Consider the following 22,128-nt stretch of genomic DNA (forward strand, 5'->3'; position numbering starts at 1 on the left):
CTCCCCTTTTTTTATTTATTATTTAATAATATATCTACTAACATAGGTGCTCCTATGTCTATAGCCTCAATTGCCATCCCAAATACAATTTTTCCTGCCTTAACATGCTTTTCTATCTCTTCTTTCTTTGGTTGCTGACCATTTTTTGCAATAGTTACACACTTTGAAAATCCTATCATTCCAATTAAAATTGATATTGCAGCTCCTCCTCCACTATTGCATGCTCCAAAATAATAGTCTGCTTCCCCTGATTTTAGCATCTTAGCCCCAGCCATATCATTTGTTACAATTACTTGTACCTTATCTCCCCCAGCAGCTTTTATAGCTCTTTCCATTTCATTTTTGTTTAATCCACCTACAGCAATTTTAATCATTTTTTTAACCCTCCATTATTAATTTAGTATTGAACATAAATGTGTTACTATAAATGTCTCCTCCTCTAAAGGAAATTCTATATCTATAACACTGTTTAACGTTTTCATTATTTTCATAGCTTCACCATAATTTTTATCTTGTTTAACTTGTTCTATTATAATTTCGTCTAAAGATTCAATTGGTTCACCTTTATCCATTCTTGTAATAGCTGCTGATAAATGTGTAATAAACATCCCCCCATTTTCTTCATTAATCTCTATTCCATGCTTAGCTTTTAGTTCATCCACTGTCCTTATTAACTTATAATACACCTCCTTTGTTATTACTCCACTTTCTAAAAGAATATCTAGTCTTTGACTAATTTCCATATCTTCCTCCCATTGTACATTATTTTGTATATTGATTTTAAAAAATTAACCCTAATAGCTAGGGACAATTTTCTTATTAATAACTTTACTTTGTATACTTAATACTTCCTCAACATCTAAAAACTTAGATATAAATTTAATCATAGCCTTATTTTCTTTCCTCGAAATTATTACTGCTTCTCTATCTAAAAGGTTTCTCTCATGTAAATCTAATTCTACAGTCTTTAAGTCATCTTCTTTATTTATAACTTCATCAACACTCCAAATAGCTGCATCTATATAATTATTTTTTATATGTTCAACTATATGACTATACTTTACTTCTACAAACTCTACATCTTTATCCTTAAAGAACTCTTTAGTTAAATATTTCTGGTCATATGAGGTACTATCTAAACCAACCCTCATTCCCTTAGTGAATCCCTGAAAATCGTTTTTCACAATTAACGCATGACTATCAACATAGGATTCTTTTCCTAAACAAGCTACGATTTCAATTTCTTCGCCTTGATTTATATAATGATTTGCAGTAAGTTTTGATGTTATAGATAAATCATACCTACCTTCTTTAAGGAACTTTAATCTATTATCTGAGCCCCTCATAAAAGCTAAACTAAATGATACATGCTTATTTATAACATTATAAAGTCCAGTTGCCATACCTTCATACTTCTTTGTATATGGAAGTGGCATTACACAAACAATATTTTCTATTCCTGAAATCTTTAAAAGCTTTTTATGATCTATGAATCTAATAAATGTACCTAAATGTCCCCTAGGTTCTAATGTAATAGCTCCATTTTCTTGCAATGTCTTTAAAGCTGTTTGCACTGTCCCTCTAGCCATATTATACTTTTCAGACATATTCTTTACAGTCTCTATTCTGTCGCCAACATCTTTCTCCAAAAAATCTTTTGAAATTAGCATAAGCATAATACCCTGTTTTTGCATCAAATCTTCTTTATTTATCATCTTACCACCTTAATGTACATTTATTTGTACTTTCATATTATCATATCATTCTTACTAATACAATATCTTTTTAGAAAAATTTAATTATTATTTTTATATTTTATCTCTACATTTCTAATACCTGTTCTTTAATATATTAGATAACCTAAATGTTTTATTTACTATAGAGATATTCTTATATATTCTATATGTACACTAATTTAAATGTATAACTTCATTAATTATAATATAAGAACTAACTTCTTATATTATTTAAGGTTCCCTCTTATAAAATTGAGTATTTACAATTTTACTAAAAGAGAACCTATAATATCTAAACATCAATTAATTTGAGTTTACAATAATTTATGACCTTAACTATAGTTATAAAATTTTATCTAACCCATCTTCCTGTAAACAAGTCATTATAAGTTGACGCTATTTTTTCCCAAGTTTCTCTATTTACTATACCTGTCTTTCTTAAAGCAAAAATCTTTTGAAGTCTTCTAACATTTATTTCTGTTGCTTTATCAAAAATATTATCTATAGGAAGTATATTTATATTATAATTATTTTTAGCTAATACATTCATATATTCTTTTAATACACCTACATAACCGTTATTATCCCCAAGCCTTAATTCAAATGGGAATGGTAATAATATATCTGATGTGTTTATATCTCTTCCTGAATTTAAATTTAGATATACAAATACAATATTTCTCCATGTATTTATATCTACTCTCCCGGTTTGAGCTAATCTAAAGTTCTTTTGAAATATCAAAACTACATTTTGAGTTCTTCCATCATAGTTGCCATCAACATTTATTTCTGGTATCTGCTTATATGCTTGTGCTATTTTCATTATCATACTTTGCAGCCTTTTAACATCCTTATTAGACATTCCTTTTCTTAAAACATAGCCTGGATATTTAGTTAAATCCTCTACTGTATAGAGCTTAGTCAAATCCTGATAAGCCTCATATAAAGCATTCCAAACTTTTTCGTCTACTATTTCTTTAGGTTCTAAATTAAATTCTTTTTCAAACTCTAATAAAGCATCTATTGTTTTTTCATCGAATACACCATTGGTAGGATTATATTTTAATCCATATGCATTTCCTACTTCCCTTAAATACACTTGGAATTCCTTTACCTTGCTACCTTTAGATCCATACATTAATACTTCTGAAGGATATCTTCCATCATATAAGGTTTCTAATACATCACCTATAAATGCCTTTTCTTCTACTTCTTGATCTAATTCTGCCAGATTTTTCACTGCTGTATATATTGCTGATAATTTGTACCAAGTTGCTCTACCAACTATTCCATCTTGAACTAAATTAAATACCCTTTGAAATGTTTTGACTGAAGCTTCAGTTTGCCTTCCAAAGATTCCATCAACAGGATTAACTTTAGGTATTGCTGGATAATTTCTAGATATTCTATTTAATTGCTGCTGAACAATTGTTACATTTGAATTTATATCATATAGCCTTACTGCTGTTCCTGGATAAGATTCTACCATACCTGCAACAATTGTAGCTGTCTTCAGTATCTTATCATTTCCATAATAATATTGTAATATTTCAAATGCTGATTTACCTGCATTTGCTAAATCTACGGTACCCCATTGAGATAATCCAGGACATTTTACTGTTGTTCCATTACAATATTGAGTAAAATAAGGAGCTGTACTATTTACTATAGAAAAATACTCTGTGAACATAGTATCCACAATTTTACTTATGTTTTCAAATATATTTCTTCCATTAACAAAATATTGATCATAAGCTGTTGAATTTGTTATTTGGAAGGAGTACCCCTTACTTCTATACCATTCGGTATATACTCTATTCAATGCAAAAGTTATTTGAGCGTAGATATTTGCTCTTAAAGATTGCTCTGGCCATGTTGGATAAATCTCACTAGATGCAACATTTTTAATATAATCCACAAATCTAACAGTAACATTTTGTGCTGATGAAGTTGGTGGTCCTAAATGAACTGTAATATACTCTGGTATATAAACCTCTCTTAACACAAAAGGTTGAACTATAACACCAGTTTTTTGATCCCTATTTACATCTAATAATAATTGATGTGGTGGTATTACTATTTTTTCTTCTGAGGGATTAAAAAATGCCTGCACCTCATCTGGAGTCCTTTCATTTAAAGAAATATTTTGAATAGAAGTAGTTTCATCAAATATATTTACGCCAACTATTTGAACATCATTAAACCCATCTGCCTGTACTGATACATTATATCTTGCATAAGGTATTTTATCTTTAGGCATGGGTTCTAATGATAACTCTATATCTGGCGCCCATAATTTAACAATTGGACTTCTTCCACTTTGATCTACACCACTCTTGCTTTCAAATACAATTTCATCTGTACTAGTATCAGTAACAACTAATCTTGCATTTGTTACAGGTAATGCTTGCTGAGCAGTTGAAAGTTGAATTAATAAATATCCTGTTCCCATTTTTTTCTCACATTTTATTACTCTAATCATATTATATTCTTTTATGATTAGCCTGTTACTCTAAAAACATATCACTCCCTAAGGCTATATAATATGGCCATCTGACTACAACCTGGTTTAAGATATGACATTACATAATATATTGCCTGAAATTTATCTAATCCTAATACATCTGTAAAACCTTCAATTTCTTCATTAATTCCTGGACAATATTCATCAAACATCTTTACAATTTGTACCTTCTAATTCATAATAACAAGCTTTTAAGTTTTTCATAACTACATTTCTCCTTAACCTTATTTTGTAATATAAAGTTATCATTTTTGGAAAATGTATTCTTGATATTTTCTGCTATTAGTAATTTATATGTATAAATAATCTCTCTATAAATATATAAAAATTAACCATTAGTTAATTTAATCAACCTTAAAGAATATAAATCAATTATTATATGTAATTATGTACATATTATTAAAATAAATGTTATAATAGCATATATCTACATTGTAATCAATTACAATGTACTGATAATTTATACAATATAGGGAGGACTCTTATATGAACGAAAGGATTAATTCTCTTGTTGTAAAGAACTGTTTTGAAAAATAAGTGGAAAATTTTTGCGACACTCCCTAATAACTATTATCTAAAATTATTAAAAATTAACTTCATTCTCAAACTTCCATATTCTTCTCCATACCCCATTCTCCAACCAATACTTCCCTGTGGTATATTGGGATATTTTAACCACAAAGGTGCCCTTACTTTAAACTCCATACTACTTTCTCCTCAAAATAATTTATATATAAATTTTATCTATAATTTCGTATATCTTTGTTTTTATTACAACTTGCTTTCCAATTTAATGTCTTTAATAATTTAATGATAATTCAGTTTTAAATACTATCATAGCATTTCCAGAGATCTTAATTTCTACAGGTTCTTTATCCTCTATCTTTACTTCAACTTCAATAATACCTGATCGTTCTATAGCTTCACCTTGTTTTGCCTTAAATTTAAATAAAGAATTATTATGCTTAACATAATTATGATGAACAAGATATGCCCCTAAAGGACCATTAGCATTACCAGTTACAGGATCTTCATTAATACCTATTGCAGGTGCAAACATTCTGCCATCTATTAAAATATCACTATCCTGTGAGTTAACAGTAAAAATATAATATCCATTACATTTAATAATTTTGCTCAAATTAGAAAGTGCATCATAATTTGGTTGTAACTCATTTAAAGTTTTAATGCTTCTTATACCAACCATAACCTTAGAATGACCTGTTGAAACAATTTGTATTTTATAATTTTCAAGCAAATCATCATCTTTTATATTAAGTGCTGCTAGAAGTTCTGTTTTATTTTCACCCTCAATAATAGTTCCAAACTCAATTTTGCCCTGTGTCATAATAATTTTATAATCATTATTCTCTTTTACTATATCAACAGGCAAAATTCCGGCACCTGTCTTATGGTAAACCCTTGAAGAATCCAAATTATTTTCAATAGCACGTGCATAATGTGCGGCAACAGTAGCATGTCCACAGATTGGTACTTCAGTTGTTGGAGTAAAAAAACGTGTTTGAATCTCATACTCATTATTATCTGAAGAAAAAATAAAAGCTGTCTCAGAATTATTGAGTTCTCTAGCTATTTTCTGCATTTCATAATCTGTTAACCCATCAGCATTTGTTATAACCCCTGCTGGATTTCCTTCGAATTTTTCTTTTGTAAATGAATCAACTTGATATAACATATATTTTCTTGTCATAATCTGCCCCCTAGATATATTGTAAATTTATAGATTACCATTCATTTCATTAGTTTTTATTGATTGGCATCCAGCTATTGTATAATTAATTATAGTTTTGTTTGCTTCCATATACAAGTACACACTTTTTCAATAAGTTAGTCTTATATAATGCTCATATAATCTATTACAAATTCTTATTTAATTCTGTTACTTTCTTCTTCATATAGATTTTCTAAATAATAATGATCCTGTAACTTTCTTGTTAAACTATCCCATAAGTATATCCTTCTCTGAAGTTCTTTTCCAAACTCTACTGTCATTTTAGTTTTTAATTCACCTAGATGGTTTTCTCTTTCAAATTCTTCAAGACTTTTCATCTTTTTCGTTCTATAATCTGTCAACATAGAAATAACGTGCCTTCCATGTTCTTGCGACTTTTCTTCTAATTCAAATCTTATAACATTAATGAGCCCACATATTACAAAATGCTCTTCATAAATTCCTTTGCTACTATATGCCCTTAACTGTTTATAAAATTCACTTTTTAATTCCATCAGATACTGAACCCTATCTATGTCTTCAGATGGCGCATATTTTTTCACTAACCTATAGCCCCTCGCAATCCCTCCAATGCTTCTTATAGAAGTATTGATTAATTCAATAGCATCTGAAATATAATCTTTATTCTCAAATTCACTTATAAATTCCTCAAATTCTTTGATAAAATTTTCTATAAGTAAACCTTCCATTAATGAATCCTCTTCACTTATATTTTCACTTACCTCTCTTCTTAACTCCTCTCTCATTATAAAAAAATTGTATAACATATCTAATTCATCATCAGATATATTATCATCATTTATATTTAACACAAGTTCATTAACTTTTCTTATTAAATTTGGTTTTAGCTCTTCAATATTTTCACTATTTAGTTTATTTAATAAATCTTTTATTTCTCTATAGAACATAATCTCCTCCATGAAATTCCTTTATTTTGAGTTTTATTTTAATAAAAAGCTACTTTTTTCAAAATGTTTTTTTAATATTATATATTTCACAACATTTTAAAAGTGAAAATTAAGGGCACTTCATAATGAAGTCCCCTTAAAATATATCAAATTATCAATGCTGTTCTTTAGCATAGCCTATATTATTAATTATTTGATAACTATATTGAACGCAAGATTTGAAACCCAATGTGGAATTATTGCTCCATATAATGAATTTGTTTTAGCATAGATAAAATTTAATATGGTATGTGTAACAAAAAGGTCTATAAACCAAAAAATATTATTCGCTGTAAATTCTTTTAATGACATTCCCGAAACTATCATCCTATAAGGAAAGTGCATAATTACAAATAATAAACCTGTTACCACAATAGAAAGCCATTGCCTTTTCATAATTCCATAAATCCTAGTACTAATATATCCCCTAAAAACAACCTCCTCACACAATGCTACAAAAAAAAACTCAATAACATAAGTAAAAATTCTGTTTATATTAATTAATTCTTTCCCCTGTAGTAAATATGAACCACAGTTATTAAAAAAAAGAATACCAGCAAATAATGTACCTATACAAAAACTCTTTTTCCACTTGCCGTTATAAAGCCCTATGGTATCTAAACTTTGCTTTCTTAGCTTTACAAAAAGTATTGTTATAAGTACTAACAAACAATTGAGTATGCATCCTACTATCACAAAATTATCTTTTATATATTTCACTTTCATATCTACTACAGCAAGTATAGAATACATAAATATAAAAATTCCAAAAAGGCACAAAGCAAGTAAACCATCTTTTATATCATACTGATTTAAATTATTTTTATAAGTTTTATCATTTCTAAAAAAGTTCTTCATCTTAACTCAAATCTCCCATAAAAATTCCCCTTCACCTATTAATTTAAAATTAGTTTCCCATTCCATTATAACATATTTTGTAAATTTTTTATCATTTATGATAAGTTATTTTTATATATAAAAATAATCTTAACCAAGTAATATAAATGGTTAAGACTATAAAATTCATTTATTTATGATACACTTCACACTATCACTTACAAATACAAAAGTTTTATATTATTCTTCCATTAAGCTATATATAATATAGTAATATACAAAATATATTATATAATCTTTATCTTGAAATCACCTCTACACCTTCTTCAGTTACAAGAACTGTATGCTCCCATTGTGCTGAAAGAGAGCCATCTTCTGTAATAGCAGTCCATCCATTATCTTCATCTATAAATACCTCATAACTTCCTGCATTTATCATAGGTTCAATTGTAAATACCATCCCTGGAACTAAAATCATATCGGTTCCTCTTTTCCCAAAGTGATTTACAAATGGCTCCTCGTGAATATCTAATCCAACCCCATGACCTCCAAAATCTCTAACTACTGAATATCCTTTACTCTCTGCATATTCTTGAATTGAAGCCCCTATATCTCCTAAAAATCCCCAAGGTTTAACTGCTTCCAATCCTATTTCTAAGCATTCCTTAGCTACATTAACCAATTTTTTAGCCTCTTCACTTACCTCCCCAATCATAAACATTCTTGATGCATCTGAGTAATATCCATTAAATATTGTTGTTGCATCTACATTTATAATATCTCCGCTTTTAAGTATTACATCTTTACTTGGTATTCCATGACATACCTCATTATTTATTGATGTACAAATACTTTTAGGAAATCCATCATAATTGAGAGTCGCTGGTATTCCTCCATTAGATACTGTATAATTATATGCTAAATCATCTATTTCCTGTGTTGTCATACCCTCTCTAATGTTCTCGCTAATTAAATCTAGAAGGCCATTATTAATCTTTGCACTTTCCCTTATTCCTTCAATTTGTTTCTTAGATTTTATGAGTTTTCTGTTTGGTGTAATATATCCTTTGTTCCTTAAACTTATTAACTTTTCATCAAATTCTAAATGGCATTTCTTATATTTTAAACCACTTCCACACCAACAAATATCATTTCTACTTAACATCATAATAGCTTCTCCATTCATCTATGATTTGACTGCTCCACCATGAAAAAAGCATTCATAAACTTTGATATTATTAAAATAAATTTCCTCATACCCTTGGAACCACTCAAATTCTCCATTAATAATGCAATGATATTTATATTGACCTTTTTCATACATAATTGGTCCACGATAAGGATTCTCTTTAGGTACTAAACTTAAAACTTCCTTTAAAAATTTCCCTGAGAATGCATCATCTAAGATTCTACCTACATAATTCATTGACCATAATGGAATATCATTTTTCCACACAGCCTCTTCTCCTGAAAATTGTTCTCCCCCTAAATATGTGTCAATATACTTAAACTCATCTTCTACATATTCAAGATCATGTGAACTAGGCCTTGAAGCTTTACATTCTGAACCATTTCCAGCATATGTGGATTTCTTAGCCCTGCACAAAAAATCTATCAATTCTTCATTTATAATATTGACCTTACTAGATTCTATACACAAATGGCAATTTTCTTCATAATCATTAACTAATTTATCAATACTAACACTAAAAAAATCACTCAATGTAATTAGTTTTGCAATATCCGGATATGATTGTCCAATTTCCCACTTTGCAACTGCCTGCCTTGAAATCCCCATGATTTCAGCTAATTTCTCTTGTGATAATCCCCTTGATTTTCTTAATACTTGCAATTGTTCCTGAAAACTCATTCTCACTCACCTCTAAAATCAGTATACTATCATTATTAGTATACTTCTACCAACTGAATGTAGCAAAGTTGACAACTATAAGTAGCTTGCAAATAAAAGGGCATAATCTGACCTCTTATTTTATTAATTCTTTTTAATTTATTCAAAATATTATTAAATAGATAAGAGTTCATCAGTACAATACACCATCATCCCCACCCTTGTTTCAACTAATTATGCTTAACTTTACAAAAAAGCCAACGATATAACCTATGTATCATAATAAAATTTGTAAAGTATTAGATATATTGCAACTTTATGATATAATTCCACAGAATATACTTATTTTTAAGGGGGATGTTATAATGAAAACGTGGGAAATTGAAGCAGATGGAATAAAACATGAAATAAAATATAAGAAAGGTTTTACTAATAAAATTATTGTAGATGGAGAAACTCACAAAGTAAAATCTTCAAATATGTTTCTTAATGTAATTGATTATGAAATTTCTTTTGGTAGTACAAATTGTAATTTAGTTGTAGTTGGTACTAAAATTGACCTAGCAGTAAATGGTTCATTTCTTGGAAGCCATGAAGAATATAAGCCACTAAATGGTGTATCATCTTGGATTTGGATACTTGTAGGAATCAGTACATTAGGTGGTATGATACTTTCTGGAATAATTAGCCTTCTCATAGGACTTTTAATGAGTACACTTTATATTCAATTTGATTTAAGTAAAAAGAAAGGTGCTGTAATTGCAAGCTTTATTGCTTGTTCCATTCTACAAATAATACTTTTATTTGCTTTAGTTATTTTAAGAAGTTAGTTTTGGGAGTATAGAATTATGGATTCAAATAATATTACTAAATCAAATAAAGCAGTAGTAACTAATCAATTTCCAAGGAAAGGGAATGGTTTATCAATAACCTCCCTAGTCTTTGGCATTCTTTCTTTGCTATTTTGCTGGGCAGTTATATGTCCTATAATTACTGGAATTATAGGTATAATTATAGGAATTATTAGCCTTGTAAAAAAACGTGATGGTTCAAATCTTGCTATTGCTGGAATAATCACATCTATATTAGGTTTATTGATTGGTACACTTCTTTTACTACTAATAATACTTAGTGAAAAATTAATTTAACGTTATCTAACACATTTTGTAGTAAATGGTTATATATACTCAAAAAGAAATCATTTTTTCAAATTTATATACTCTTTCACTAAAAACAATTTTATTATTTTAAAAACCTACTGTAAAAAGAGTATATTAATTTGAATGATTTCTTATATGTTTTGCACCTAATATATTATATTTCTCATAAAAATGCTATAAGTTATTATAAAACTTCATCGCAAAACTATTTAGATATATCAATAACTGTAGAGTTTTTAGGTATTGATACATTTAAATATTCAGTACTTTTTATTGTAATTTAATATATAAGGAAACTGTATATTGGACATTTAATTGTGTTAAACTATAATTTGAGGTGATATAAGTGTCTATTCAAAAAAAAGATGAAAAATCAGAAAAGGAACTATTAGATGAAATTTATAACATTATAGGTGAATTATCAAATATAGAAATTAATTATTGTTCTTGGGATGAATTATCAAAAAGCGAAGTTGTTTTTAAAGCAAGAGAAATGCTTTTAGAGGGCTTTGTAAAAGAATTTAATGAAAAACAATAAACATATTTAATATTAAATATGTTTATTGTCTTATACAGGTAATCTTATAAATAACTCACCTATGAAAAACTCTTCTCTACTTTCCTCAAATATAAATCTAATATTATCAAAGAGTTGTTTCATATTAATAAAACCATATCCCCAATTAGGATTGGGATATTCGGTTTCCTCAAGTTTTATTGTTCCAGATATTAAATAAGTTTTTACTTTTGTTGCATATAAAGCTGTGTCATTTCCATTAACTATTCCCCATTGAAATAGAAGTGCTGTACAACCAGCCACAACAGCAGCAGCCACACTTGAACCACTTATAACTCTACTTTTACTATATATAGAAGCTGTAACAGCATTTATTCCTCCTGCAACTAAATCTGGCTTAACCTTATTATCCCTTGTGTATCCTTTTCCAGACTCAGGTACAACAGAATTATTGTTTTGATTATAAAATCCAACTGATATAGCATAAGATGAAGTTGATGGTATGGTCAATGTTCTATATGGATCTGGATTTAGAAATTTAGTATCTGGAGCTAAAAGCTCTCTTTGAAGCAGATAAGCATTATATTCTCCTGTTACAACAAGTTCCCCTATAAGCTTAAAAATCCAAATCCCCTCTTTTATATTTCTAGCATCAATGGTAATTTTTTCATCACCATTTAATACTTCTGGAATATCATATTTTATATTAATTACAGTCTCTTCATATAGGAACTTAATTGGATTTACTTTATTTAAACTAGGTGGTATTCTCTCAATTATTTCTCCTGATGGTGAAATAATTGATAAGGAAAATTTATCTGGCTTGTTAACCCAAATTTGAAAATTTATATTTTTTTGATCTTTAGATATCTTTAATTCAATATTTTTAGTATCACCCTTTTTTAATATTCGCCCTGATACATGTATATCTGTATTTCCCTGATTACCAGTTGGTACAACTACTGTTATTCCCTTAAATTTTGAAATTTCATCTATGTATCTTTCATTGACTGTTAATCCATCGTGTCCACCTTCATTTCCGGATAAAGGTATGAGTATTACTATAGGTTTCTTTACTCTAACTGAAAGATCATACAAATATTTTATTGCTAGAAATATAACAGTATTCGAGTAAGTAGGCACATCACCATATACCCCATAGCTATTCCTTAATGCTTCTGGACTAGGCCCAAGCTTTACCATAGCTAAATCACATCTTGGTGCTACTCCTGTAAGTTCTGGATTTACCCCTCTTGCTCCTATTATTGATGCCATACTAGTGCCATGACCTATTTGATCTCTTGAAGGAACTATATCATAAGGATTTTTTCCTTCACTTTTAGCTTTAATTGCAGCATTTATTTCCTCCCTAGTATATTCCGTTCCTACAAATTGACCCGCTGGTTTCTTATTACTTACAATATTTTGATCCCATATGGATATAATCTTTGAAGTCCCATCCTCATTAATAAACTCTTCATTTAAATAATCTATTCCAACATCTATTATACCTACAATAACCCCTGAACCATCTAAAGGCAGGTAAAAACTGTTATGAAAAATAGATGCCCCTGATGCATCTATTGGTGAGATATCACATAATGTATAAAGCGAATTAGGATTTACATAAACTATTACATCAAAAAGTTTATCAGTTACTTCATCTCTATCTCCTAATACTGCTAATATTGCATGATTTTTGTCTATAATAGCTACTCTCGCATTAGGAATTTTCTTTACTTCGCTAACTATATCTCCTTTATAATCAACTATTGTGTAAACTACATCTAACAATGCGAAAAATTGCTCATCTGATAAACTTTGTAGATTTATTTCTCCTCTATTATTAATATTAAAATCTTTTTTATTGTTTATATTAATCTCCTCCGAATAAATGTTTATTCATCATTTATAATATATTCTTTTACTAATATATATATTAGTTTGTAATATTCAAAAACACTATTACTTTTTAACTCGATATACCTATACATCTTCCTGCTCTTTAACTTTCATTAATAATATTGTTATATTATTATCTATAAATCTTTGCTCTTTACAATAGAAAAATTTAGTCTTTATATCCGTATTTGTTCTTATTATAGTTACTTCATTCTTATTACTTTCCATTAAATATTTTATATTAGCCTTATGTTCTCCTCCGTAAGTTATAATGAAGATATATTTATCTATTCCTTTAACTCCTTTAAGCTTAGCTATATCTGCTTTTATGTTGTTATCATTATTTTGAACCCATATTTTGAATTCAATTAAAGCCACTAAATCATTGTCTCTAAATAAACCTATATCTGAATGTAGATATCTAGCATTAGGATACGGTTCTTCCCAGGACACTCTCAAATCAAAGCTCTTTGAAAGCAATTTTTTAAATATTATATATACATATGTAGTTTCGTACATTATGCATATGCCGTTATGTTCTTTTTTATATAACTTTTGATTCTTTTCAAAAAGCTGATTTAGGATATCCTCTTCCTCTTTTATTGCCTCGCATGCATAATTAAAAAAATCGTCTATATACATAGCTATGCCCCCTATATTCTTTCACGATTAATTGTGTCACCTAGTAATGGTGTCCTCAATTTAGTTTGAAAATCAGAAGCGTATATATCCATTTTGGAAATATTACCCTTATTAGATATATTCTTCATTAATTTTCTTAGTCCTCTATTTGTCAATATAAAATCCATAAATTAATATTTTGGTAAATAAAATATCACACCTTCCTACGAATTTCCTAGGAAGGTGGACCTATCTTCTATCTACACTTATCAGGCTTAAAAAATTTACTTACTTTTCTAGCTGTGATTCTACCTTTACGTTTAAGCATACTTTTAATTATTATGGGCTTAAGTTTTTCTAGCTCTACACCCTCTTCGTCATATTTTCTAACAAGTGATATAGCACCAAATTTACATCTAGTTGTGCATGCCCCACAACCTATGCACATATATTCATCTCTAATAGTAGCTCCACAACCCAAACAACGTTCTGTTTCTTTTTTCATTTGCTCTTCTGTGAAAGTAGGTCTTAAATCTTTGAAGGTTTTTTTTGATTTCTTTCCATCTACATTAAGCAATCTTTGTCGCGGCATATTATTACAAATTTCAAGTTTTAAGTTTTCTTTGTCTAATTCATGATAAGCTCTTCTGTCACGGCCATTTACCAAGCTTTGTCCTGGTTGAACATAACGATGTATTGAAACTGCTGCTTCCTTACCCATGGCAATTGCATCTATTGCAAATCTTGGCCCCGTCATAGCATCTCCACCTGCAAATACATCTTTTTCTCCTGTTTGCAGAGTAAATGAATCTGCTTTAATCGTTTTATTTGGATTTAATTCTGCCTGACTTCCTTCTAAAAGCTTGCCCCAGTCTATTCCTTGTCCAACAGAAATTAATATATAGCTTGCTTTAACAACCTTAACTTCATTTTCATCAAACTTTGGACTGAATCGCTTGTTTTCATCAAAAACAGCGATACATTTCTTAAATTCAATTCCAACTACTTTACCATTTTCAGTTAGAATTCTCTTTGGTCCCCAAGAATTATTTATTTCTATATCTTCAACTAAAGCTTCTTCTATTTCTTCTCCTAAAGCAGGCATTTCTTCTCTTGATTCAAGGCAGAACATAGATGTTTTAGATGCTCCAACCCTTGTAGCAGTTCTTGCAACGTCTATAGCTACGTTACCTCCACCTATTACAACTACTTGTCCATCTAACTTAATGTTATTTCCTAAATTAACTTCACGTAAGAAATCAACTCCAGTCATAGCACCTTCTCCATTCTCTCCTTCTATACCAAGCATTCTTCCAACTTGTGCACCTATTGCAAAATAGAAGGCTTTAAAACCCTGAACTCTTAAATCATTTATACTTATATCTTCACCTACTTCTATACCAGTTTTGAATTCTACACCTAGTTCTCTTAATATATCTATTTCAGCATTTATTACATTCTTCTCTAATCTATAAGATGGAATGCCTAATGTTAACATGCCACCAAGCACTTTTTGTTTTTCAAATACAGTTACCTTATATCCATCAATAGCTAAATAATAAGCACAAGATAACCCTGACGGTCCTGCTCCAACAATAGCTATCTTTTTACCATATTCATGTCGCTTCTTTGGAATATAACGATGTTCAATTTTTAAATCCTGCTCTGCTATAAACTTTTTAATTTCATCTACAGCAACCGGTTCATCAATATCACCTCTTGTGCAAGCTGATTCACATTTTCTTGGACAAATACGACCACATACTGCTGGAAATGGGTTTTCATGCTTTATTAGCTCAAGTGCTTCTTTGTATCTTCCTTGAGAAGCAAGCTTAATATATCCTTGAACAGCTATATGAGCTGGACAATTAGTTTTGCAAGGACTTGTACCAGTCTTAACAACATTCTCTCTGTTAGTTCTATAATCAACATTCCATTTATCTGGGCCCCATTCAATATTGTATGGAAAGTCTTCTCTTTTCTCTTCTATAATTGGCGTTTTAGTACATAACTTTTGACCTAATTTTAAGGCATTAACAGGACATACTTCAACACATTCTCCACAGGCAACACATTTTTCTGTATCTATTTGTGAGATATAATTTGAACGTACAAAATCATTGTGTAAGAACATTCCTGCATTTCTAGTAGCTAGGCAAGAACAACCACAACAGTTACAAATTGCATGAGTTTTTCCTGAACCATCTGTGTTTGGTATTTGATGCATAAGTCCATTTTCTTCAGCCCTTCTTATAATTTCAAAAGCCTCTTCTCTTGTAATCTTGCGACCTCTCTCTGTACGTATATAATATTCAGCAGCATCTCCAAGTTGTATACACATATCTTCTTTTAAATGTCCACAACCTTCTCCCATGGCTTCTCTTGCTGTACGACAAGAACAATCTGAAACTGAAAAAACTGTATTTTCATTTAAGTATTTAGATATCTCTTCATAAGATGCCCTTCTTGTTTCTCCCTCAATAGCTGTTTCTATAGGAATTACACGCATAGGACCTTTTCCTACAGGAAAAATACCTGCAGCCATAGGTGCTTTTCTTCTTCCATATTCATCAAAAGCCTTGCCTATTTGAGTGAAATTCTCAATATTTTCTTTGTGTGGATGATTAACTATAAGTTCCATATGGCCTGGAACCCAAATTTCAAGCCAATATTTATCAACACCATCTTTGTTACCTACTAGGCAAGCACCTGCAATAGATAAATCCCATAGAATTTTTGATGTTTCTTCTAAAGACTTACCGCAAAGAGCTGCTATTTCCTCTGCGCTTTGTGGTTTACGAAATTCAAGACAAAGTGCTACTTCTGCCATTTCTTCTGTCACAACAGGTTCTAGCACTTTATATTCCGGATGGTTCTCAGTAATTTCTGACTTTGAACCACGTTTTGTCTTACTAATCTTATTTGCAAGTTCCAGTACTCTTTCTTTTGCCATATTTATTCCCCCTCAAGTAAAGTTATTATTCTAATACCTTCTCACATTTCATTCCCCTAACTGTCTTATATCATTTAACATTGTTTATTATCTGTAATCTTATATATTTTTATAGGAAGATTTGTTTTTTTATACTTATTAATTTTATATATAATTTAAAATAATACCTACATTGCTTTGATTTTACCTCTACTGAAACTTTGTTCAGCCCTACCAGTGTGTAATTGCCAAATATACCAGAAAGTATAAGGAATTATTAGTATAGCATTAACTATTCCCCATACATATAATACATCTTGATTCATCCATGTTGATGCATCCATTACGGCTGGGAATAAGTTAGGAAAACAAGCTCTAATTAATACATGAGCTGATAATGTATAAATACGAGCTGATATATATAATTCAGGCTTTCTCTTAATAATTGGATATATTTCTGCTGCCATTAGTATACATATAGAACTTGCAAAGTATTTACCAGTTTCACCATATACAAAGCATAGGTTCCAAGTTGTATATAAGAAATTCCACGCTGCAGTGGTATAAGCTATATACATACTCTTATCTTCTGAGCTTAACTTAAAGAACTTTCTTCCATTTGGAAATGGAATAGTAACACATAATAATAAGCCACAAAGTGCATTTGCATAATTTCCTAAAACAACATCTTTTAATGTAGCTTCAACAATATTTAAAAATAATACACAATATACAAACCAAACTATCCAGTCCTTCCTCATAAAGTCCCAAAACTTTCCTTGATACTGCTCTTGATTTGCTAAACGGAAGAATCCACCTATTGCAAGTGGAAGTATAGCACTAAAGGTTTTTGCCCATCGAAACCATCCTGTAACCCCTCCCATAAGCCAGATTGGGAAAGTAAATAATGCTGCAACCCAGAAGACAGCCGAAAACTTATAATGTTCCTTCATAAATTCAATCATAACTAATAGAAAAATAAAATAAACAAACATTGAAACTACATAATGCCAAACAGGAATATTCATAATATAAGTCCTCTCTTTCAAATCGTATTAACAAAATCTTCCTATGTTAATAGAATATTACATACGTTTATCAAAAACAACTAAATAATTAATCGTTTACAATATCTATCTTACATTTTCTTTCAATTTCTTCTAAATGTTAAGTTATATTCAATAGATTATATATCTAGAAATAATTTATATTTATTTAAATTTCATCAAAAGAAACCCTCCTACAAAACCAGTAGGAAGGTTTTCTATAATTTTATTTATATTCATTAATAATCATCCCTATAAATAACTCTTCATAGACTAAGATTATCTTTTGCAAACTGTTCTATGGTCCTAGACTAATAATTTTATGATATTAACTGCTTTCCTTATGTCTTCATCACTTGCATTAGATACACATAATCTTATGCCTTCATTATATTTAAAATCCTTAAGATAGCAATTTCTTGTACTACTTACTAATACCCTTTTATTTAAAAGACTTTTTTCAAGAATTTCTGAGGCTACTTCTTTTGTCTCTATATACGCATATAGACCAGTTTCAGGTATATAACAACTTACTTTATCCCTCAACTCTTTATCACATAACTTTTTTAAAACTTCCATTTTATTTCTATAAAATTCTCTTGTCCTTCTTACATGAAACTTATACATATTACTTTTTAAATAGATTTCAAGTGCCCCTTGTGTAAGTATAGATGTATTTAAATCTATACTGTATTTAAAATCTATAAATTTTTGTTGTAATTCCTTCGGAAGTATTATCATTCCTAATCTCAAGCCTGGAAGCAAGGTTTTAGAAAAACTTCTAATATATATACATCTTCCACCATTTGCCATTGCATACACTGAATCTGATTTTTTATTTAGTTCAAGATCTAGCAGATAATCATCTTCTAAAATATATACATCATATTTTTCTGCTAACCTAATAATCTCTTTTTTCTGTACATTACTGTAAGAAAAGCCAGTAGGATTTTGATATCTTGGCATTATATAAAAAAACTTTATATCACCTTGCTTAAATATTGTTTCTAGTTCATTTAAGTCTATACCTTCCTGAGTTCTCTTAATGCCAATAGCAGGTATTTTAGCATTTTCTAATATTTTTAGCATTACAGAGTAAGTAGGTTGTTCAAGTAGAACCTTTGATTTGCCTCCTGGAAAAGACATGGCACCAAGAATATATAAAGCCTGCTGAGAGCCATTTGTTATGAATATATTTTCTGAGTTAGTAAATATTTGAAAGTCCATTAAGTGTTTAACTAAAACATTAATAAGCTCAGGCATGCCTTTTGGTGAAGAATATTCAAAAAGTTTCTTTCCATAGATTGAGATTGCTTTATCCATACAATGATAAAAATCCTTATATGGATTAATTTTATCAGGTAGGTATATATTTAACATATCTATAATCTTTTTATCTTTATCTATCTTATCTTCATTTTTCATTACATAATAACCACTTTTGGAAACTACATAAATTAAGTGCTCTTCTTCTAGCTGCTTATAAGCTTTTACTATCGTATCAGTATTATAATTTAATTCTTTCGATAATTTTTGGATTGATGGCAATTTTTCTCCCGGTTTATAATTTCCAGAATAAATATTTTCTTTTATTAAATCAATAACCTCTTCATATTTATATCTCATGTCTTCCCCCACCTATACCGGTATACATTCAAATTTCTATAATAGTTTCTTCATTTTGTTTCCATTAAAATTATTATATCACAAACAAAAAGGAGTAATATAAAATGAACAAAATTCCATTTTCATATGATGAACTTAAAAATATTATATCAAAATTTCCAACCCCCTTTTATATTTATGATGAAAAGGCAATTCGTAAAAACGTTAGAAATTTAAAAAAGGCTTTTTCTTGGAATAAGGGTTATCATGAATATTTTTCAGTTAAAACTAACCCAAACCCATCTCTCTTAAAGATTTTTAAAGAAGAAGGATGTGGAGTGGATTGTGCATCCCTAGCAGAACTAATGTTAGCTGATTTATGCAAATTTTCAAATGAGGATATAATGTTTACCTCTAATGTAACAACCTCTGAGGAATATAAGTTAGCTAAAAATCTAGGTGCTGTCATTAATTTAGATGATACCTCGCATATTGACTTTTTAAATAATTGTGCAGGTATACCTGAAACTATATGTTGTAGAGTTAACCTTGGTGAGTCCATAAAATATCAAGATAAAGTTATTTTGAATCTTAAAGATAGCAAATTTGGCTCTACAAAAGAACAAATTTATGAAGGCTTTAAATCTCTTCAAAAATTAGGAGTAAAACATTTTGGAATACATTATCAATTTGGCTGTCATAAGAAGGATCCTAAATATTTTGAAATTAACACTCATAAGTTTTTTGAATATGTAGTAGAATTGTACAAAAACACTGGAATAAAAGTTGATTTTATAAACTTAGCTGGTGGCCTTGGTATTCCATTTCTAGAAGAAGATTCTCCTGCTGATATTGAAGAAATAAGTTATTCCATAAAAAAGTCCTATGATGAAACTATTGTAAGAGCTGGACTCGATCCAATTTCATTAGTCACTGAACTTGGAATATATATGACAGGCCCTTATGGATATTTTGTTTCCTCGGTTTTGCATATAAAAAACACCTATAAAACCTTTATAGGCCTTGATGCTTCTACTAATAGTTTCATGAGTCCTTTAAGATATAATAATTATTATCATATTTCTGTAATGGGCAAAGAAAATAACGAATGTAATCATATATATGATTTAACAGGCGCATTATGTGAAGACAGAGATAGATTTGCTACTGATAGACCTCTTCCTTATATTGAAAAAGGTGACATATTAGTATTTCATGATACTGGTGCATACAATTATTCTCATAGCCATAATTTCAATGGAAAACTTCGACCTGCCGAACTTTTGCTTTGTACAAACGGTTCAGTAAAAATGATTCGCCGTTCAGAAACACCAGATGATTATTTTTCCACTTTAAGATTTTGATACCATTTAGAATAAAGTTTTTAAAAATTTTATTGAACTTTCTGGTAGATATTTAACAAAACTTGAAAATATCATCCTTGTAACTCCCTTTGAAAGTTTATATATTAATATTGTCATATGATGTTTTAATAAAAAACGAAAGGGATGATAAAATGAAATCAACAGGAATTGTAAGAAAAGTTGATGAATTAGGGAGAATAGTAATCCCTAAAGAAACAAGAAAATTACTTTTTATTAATGAAGGTGATTCTTTAGAAATTTTTAAGGACGAAAATACTTTATTCTTAAAAAAGTATTCTCCTGGATGTAATTTTTGTGGAAATATGAAAAACCTTACTTTGTTTAAAGAAATTTATATTTGTGAGGAATGTAATAAAAATTTAAAATCATATTAAAGATTAAATTTTTAATAATTAATTTATATCATATTTTCTTTACTATAACATTCTAATACAGTTATAAAAGGCTAACTTAATATGAAATTCATAGTAAGTTAGCCTATCTGCTTTATTATACGCAAATTTGTGAATAACTACAATTGAACCATAATATGTTTCTAATGTAAAATGTAATAGTATACTTATATAATAAAACTTTAGTAAAAATAAACTATAGTATACAAAAATTGCATATATGGAGGATTTATAACATGTGTTTTAATATAATTGATATGAATACTTGGGAAAGAAAGGATTGCTTTAATCACTTTTTTAATAATGCAAAATGTACATACAGTATAACTGCTAATGTTGATATCACAAATCTTTATAATTACATAAAAACTAATAAATTAAGATTTTATCCTACCTTTACATGGATTGTTTCAAGAGCTATAAATAATCATCAAGAATTTAAAATGGCCTTTGATGAAGATGGAAGATTAGGCTTTTTTGATGAAATTGGACCGAGCTATTCTGTATTAAATGATAAAACTAAAGTAATGGCTGATTTGTATACATCCTTTAATAATATATTTTTAAACTTCTATGAAGATATATCAAATTCCTTAGATACCTATAAAAAAAATACTAATTTTACTACACAATTTCAAAATAACTTTTTCATTGTTTCTTGCTTACCTTGGTTTAGTTATACATCTTTTAATGTAAATAATGAAGGTAGTACTCCATTTTTATTTCCGATGGTAACATGGGGAAAATTCTTTGAAGAAGATGATAAGGTTATTATCCCATTAACTATTCAAGTTCATCATGCAGTTGCTGATGGATATCATTGTTCCTTATTCTTTTCAGATATAGCAAAAATAGTATCAAATCCAGAACTATATTTAAAATAAAATTATGTCTTATTTTATATTTTCAGAAAGCTTATCTC

22 protein-coding genes are annotated in these 22,128 nt (G+C 29.0%); 6 read left to right on the forward strand and 16 right to left on the reverse strand.

What is annotated here, in order from left to right; translation table 11 throughout:
- Nucleotides 1–11: 11 nt before the first annotated feature.
- The 11 genes from BUB01_RS06750 to BUB01_RS06790 all read right to left on the reverse strand — a co-directional run bounded on the left by BUB01_RS06750 (nt 12) and on the right by BUB01_RS06790 (nt 9,667).
- A complete protein-coding gene (locus tag BUB01_RS06750; protein ID WP_072985938.1) occupies nt 12–374 on the reverse strand; it encodes a DUF2620 family protein in 363 nt (120 codons plus the stop codon).
- 18 nt (nt 375–392) lie between these two features.
- Nucleotides 393–743: a PRD domain-containing protein gene (locus BUB01_RS06755; RefSeq protein WP_072985939.1), complete on the reverse strand. Its 351-nt coding sequence runs from the start codon at nt 741–743 to the stop codon at nt 393–395.
- Nucleotides 744–794: 51 nt separating this feature from the next.
- Nucleotides 795–1,715 carry a GntR family transcriptional regulator YhfZ gene (gene yhfZ, locus BUB01_RS06760; RefSeq protein WP_072985940.1) on the reverse strand — a complete coding sequence of 307 codons (921 nt, stop codon included), beginning with the start codon at nt 1,713–1,715 and terminating at the stop codon, nt 795–797.
- A 373-nt stretch (nt 1,716–2,088) separates the two neighbouring features.
- Nucleotides 2,089–4,218: a peptidoglycan-binding protein gene (locus tag BUB01_RS06765; protein ID WP_242958374.1), complete on the reverse strand. Its 2,130-nt coding sequence runs from the start codon at nt 4,216–4,218 to the stop codon at nt 2,089–2,091.
- A 41-nt stretch (nt 4,219–4,259) separates the two neighbouring features.
- Nucleotides 4,260–4,412, reverse strand: a complete 153-nt coding sequence (locus BUB01_RS22860; protein ID WP_242958375.1) for a hypothetical protein — start codon at nt 4,410–4,412, stop codon at nt 4,260–4,262.
- 418 nt (nt 4,413–4,830) lie between these two features.
- A complete protein-coding gene (locus BUB01_RS22865) occupies nt 4,831–4,965 on the reverse strand; it encodes a hypothetical protein (protein WP_341422485.1) in 135 nt (44 codons plus the stop codon).
- 94 nt (nt 4,966–5,059) lie between these two features.
- Complete coding sequence (locus tag BUB01_RS06770; protein ID WP_072985941.1) at nt 5,060–5,971, reverse strand: PhzF family isomerase; 912 nt, start codon at nt 5,969–5,971, stop codon at nt 5,060–5,062.
- Between the two features lie 176 nt (nt 5,972–6,147).
- Nucleotides 6,148–6,921: a hypothetical protein gene (locus BUB01_RS06775; RefSeq protein ID WP_072985942.1), complete on the reverse strand. Its 774-nt coding sequence runs from the start codon at nt 6,919–6,921 to the stop codon at nt 6,148–6,150.
- A gap of 189 nt (nt 6,922–7,110) precedes the next feature.
- Nucleotides 7,111–7,818, reverse strand: a complete 708-nt coding sequence (locus tag BUB01_RS06780; RefSeq protein ID WP_072985943.1) for a CPBP family intramembrane glutamic endopeptidase — start codon at nt 7,816–7,818, stop codon at nt 7,111–7,113.
- A gap of 277 nt (nt 7,819–8,095) precedes the next feature.
- Nucleotides 8,096–8,965: a methionyl aminopeptidase gene (locus BUB01_RS06785; protein WP_072986044.1), complete on the reverse strand. Its 870-nt coding sequence runs from the start codon at nt 8,963–8,965 to the stop codon at nt 8,096–8,098.
- A gap of 18 nt (nt 8,966–8,983) precedes the next feature.
- On the reverse strand, nt 8,984–9,667 hold the full coding sequence (locus BUB01_RS06790; RefSeq protein ID WP_072985944.1) for a DUF5680 domain-containing protein: 684 nt from the start codon (nt 9,665–9,667) through the stop codon (nt 8,984–8,986).
- 344 nt (nt 9,668–10,011) lie between these two features.
- On the opposite strand from BUB01_RS06790, the gene BUB01_RS06795 reads away from it, so the two are divergent.
- The 3 genes from BUB01_RS06795 (at nt 10,012) to BUB01_RS06805 (ending at nt 11,344) form a co-directional block, all read left to right on the forward strand.
- Entirely contained in the window at nt 10,012–10,476 is a 465-nt protein-coding gene (locus BUB01_RS06795; RefSeq protein WP_072985945.1) for a hypothetical protein, read from the forward strand.
- 18 nt (nt 10,477–10,494) lie between these two features.
- Nucleotides 10,495–10,794: a DUF4190 domain-containing protein gene (locus tag BUB01_RS06800; RefSeq protein ID WP_072985946.1), complete on the forward strand. Its 300-nt coding sequence runs from the start codon at nt 10,495–10,497 to the stop codon at nt 10,792–10,794.
- 358 nt (nt 10,795–11,152) lie between these two features.
- Nucleotides 11,153–11,344: a hypothetical protein gene (locus tag BUB01_RS06805; RefSeq protein WP_072985947.1), complete on the forward strand. Its 192-nt coding sequence runs from the start codon at nt 11,153–11,155 to the stop codon at nt 11,342–11,344.
- Between the two features lie 30 nt (nt 11,345–11,374).
- On the opposite strand, the gene BUB01_RS06810 is transcribed toward BUB01_RS06805, so the two are convergent.
- From BUB01_RS06810 to BUB01_RS06830, 5 genes are all read right to left on the reverse strand, one after another.
- Nucleotides 11,375–13,117, reverse strand: coding sequence for a S8 family peptidase (locus BUB01_RS06810; protein ID WP_072985948.1), 1,743 nt, complete (start codon nt 13,115–13,117; stop codon nt 11,375–11,377).
- Between the two features lie 192 nt (nt 13,118–13,309).
- Nucleotides 13,310–13,867, reverse strand: coding sequence for a hypothetical protein (locus tag BUB01_RS06815; RefSeq protein ID WP_072985949.1), 558 nt, complete (start codon nt 13,865–13,867; stop codon nt 13,310–13,312).
- A gap of 235 nt (nt 13,868–14,102) precedes the next feature.
- Nucleotides 14,103–16,799 carry an FAD-dependent oxidoreductase gene (locus BUB01_RS06820; protein WP_072985950.1) on the reverse strand — a complete coding sequence of 899 codons (2,697 nt, stop codon included), beginning with the start codon at nt 16,797–16,799 and terminating at the stop codon, nt 14,103–14,105.
- A gap of 167 nt (nt 16,800–16,966) precedes the next feature.
- A complete protein-coding gene (locus BUB01_RS06825; protein ID WP_072985951.1) occupies nt 16,967–17,806 on the reverse strand; it encodes a hypothetical protein in 840 nt (279 codons plus the stop codon).
- A 324-nt stretch (nt 17,807–18,130) separates the two neighbouring features.
- Nucleotides 18,131–19,450: an aminotransferase-like domain-containing protein gene (locus tag BUB01_RS06830; protein ID WP_072985952.1), complete on the reverse strand. Its 1,320-nt coding sequence runs from the start codon at nt 19,448–19,450 to the stop codon at nt 18,131–18,133.
- A 104-nt stretch (nt 19,451–19,554) separates the two neighbouring features.
- Between BUB01_RS06830 and BUB01_RS06835 the strand changes: the two genes are divergently transcribed.
- From BUB01_RS06835 to BUB01_RS06845, 3 genes are all read left to right on the forward strand, one after another.
- Nucleotides 19,555–20,793 carry a diaminopimelate decarboxylase family protein gene (locus BUB01_RS06835; protein WP_072985953.1) on the forward strand — a complete coding sequence of 413 codons (1,239 nt, stop codon included), beginning with the start codon at nt 19,555–19,557 and terminating at the stop codon, nt 20,791–20,793.
- Between the two features lie 152 nt (nt 20,794–20,945).
- The gene (locus BUB01_RS06840; RefSeq protein ID WP_072985954.1) at nt 20,946–21,188 is read left to right on the forward strand and encodes an AbrB/MazE/SpoVT family DNA-binding domain-containing protein; all 243 of its coding nucleotides are present in this window, start codon (nt 20,946–20,948) and stop codon (nt 21,186–21,188) included.
- A 254-nt stretch (nt 21,189–21,442) separates the two neighbouring features.
- Nucleotides 21,443–22,090: a CatA-like O-acetyltransferase gene (locus BUB01_RS06845; protein WP_072985955.1), complete on the forward strand. Its 648-nt coding sequence runs from the start codon at nt 21,443–21,445 to the stop codon at nt 22,088–22,090.
- Nucleotides 22,091–22,128 lie beyond the last annotated feature (38 nt).

The organism is Clostridium cavendishii DSM 21758 (genome assembly GCF_900141845.1).
Classification (GTDB): domain Bacteria; phylum Bacillota; class Clostridia; order Clostridiales; family Clostridiaceae; genus Clostridium_AG; species Clostridium_AG cavendishii.

Excerpts from the sequence above, each read along its gene's own strand:
- yhfZ (WP_072985940.1), bottom strand. The coding sequence starts at position 1,715 with ATGATAAATAAAGAAGATTTGATGCAAAAACAGGGTATTATGCTTATG.
- BUB01_RS06780 (WP_072985943.1), bottom strand. The coding sequence starts at position 7,818 with ATGAAGAACTTTTTTAGAAATGATAAAACTTATAAAAATAATTTAAAT.
- BUB01_RS06785 (WP_072986044.1), bottom strand. The coding sequence starts at position 8,965 with ATGATGTTAAGTAGAAATGATATTTGTTGGTGTGGAAGTGGTTTAAAA.
- BUB01_RS06800 (WP_072985946.1), top strand. The coding sequence starts at position 10,495 with ATGGATTCAAATAATATTACTAAATCAAATAAAGCAGTAGTAACTAAT.
- BUB01_RS06830 (WP_072985952.1), bottom strand. The coding sequence starts at position 19,450 with ATGAGATATAAATATGAAGAGGTTATTGATTTAATAAAAGAAAATATT.
- BUB01_RS06750 (WP_072985938.1), bottom strand. The coding sequence starts at position 374 with ATGATTAAAATTGCTGTAGGTGGATTAAACAAAAATGAAATGGAAAGA.
- BUB01_RS06840 (WP_072985954.1), top strand. The coding sequence starts at position 20,946 with ATGAAATCAACAGGAATTGTAAGAAAAGTTGATGAATTAGGGAGAATA.
- BUB01_RS22860 (WP_242958375.1), bottom strand. The coding sequence starts at position 4,412 with ATGTTTGATGAATATTGTCCAGGAATTAATGAAGAAATTGAAGGTTTT.
- BUB01_RS06755 (WP_072985939.1), bottom strand. The coding sequence starts at position 743 with ATGGAAATTAGTCAAAGACTAGATATTCTTTTAGAAAGTGGAGTAATA.
- BUB01_RS06820 (WP_072985950.1), bottom strand. The coding sequence starts at position 16,799 with ATGGCAAAAGAAAGAGTACTGGAACTTGCAAATAAGATTAGTAAGACA.
- BUB01_RS06825 (WP_072985951.1), bottom strand. The coding sequence starts at position 17,806 with ATGAATATTCCTGTTTGGCATTATGTAGTTTCAATGTTTGTTTATTTT.
- BUB01_RS06835 (WP_072985953.1), top strand. The coding sequence starts at position 19,555 with ATGAACAAAATTCCATTTTCATATGATGAACTTAAAAATATTATATCA.
- BUB01_RS06795 (WP_072985945.1), top strand. The coding sequence starts at position 10,012 with ATGAAAACGTGGGAAATTGAAGCAGATGGAATAAAACATGAAATAAAA.
- BUB01_RS06775 (WP_072985942.1), bottom strand. The coding sequence starts at position 6,921 with ATGTTCTATAGAGAAATAAAAGATTTATTAAATAAACTAAATAGTGAA.
- BUB01_RS06765 (WP_242958374.1), bottom strand. The coding sequence starts at position 4,218 with ATGATTAGAGTAATAAAATGTGAGAAAAAAATGGGAACAGGATATTTA.
- BUB01_RS06815 (WP_072985949.1), bottom strand. The coding sequence starts at position 13,867 with ATGTATATAGACGATTTTTTTAATTATGCATGCGAGGCAATAAAAGAG.
- BUB01_RS06845 (WP_072985955.1), top strand. The coding sequence starts at position 21,443 with ATGTGTTTTAATATAATTGATATGAATACTTGGGAAAGAAAGGATTGC.
- BUB01_RS22865 (WP_341422485.1), bottom strand. The coding sequence starts at position 4,965 with ATGGAGTTTAAAGTAAGGGCACCTTTGTGGTTAAAATATCCCAATATA.
- BUB01_RS06770 (WP_072985941.1), bottom strand. The coding sequence starts at position 5,971 with ATGACAAGAAAATATATGTTATATCAAGTTGATTCATTTACAAAAGAA.
- BUB01_RS06790 (WP_072985944.1), bottom strand. The coding sequence starts at position 9,667 with ATGAGTTTTCAGGAACAATTGCAAGTATTAAGAAAATCAAGGGGATTA.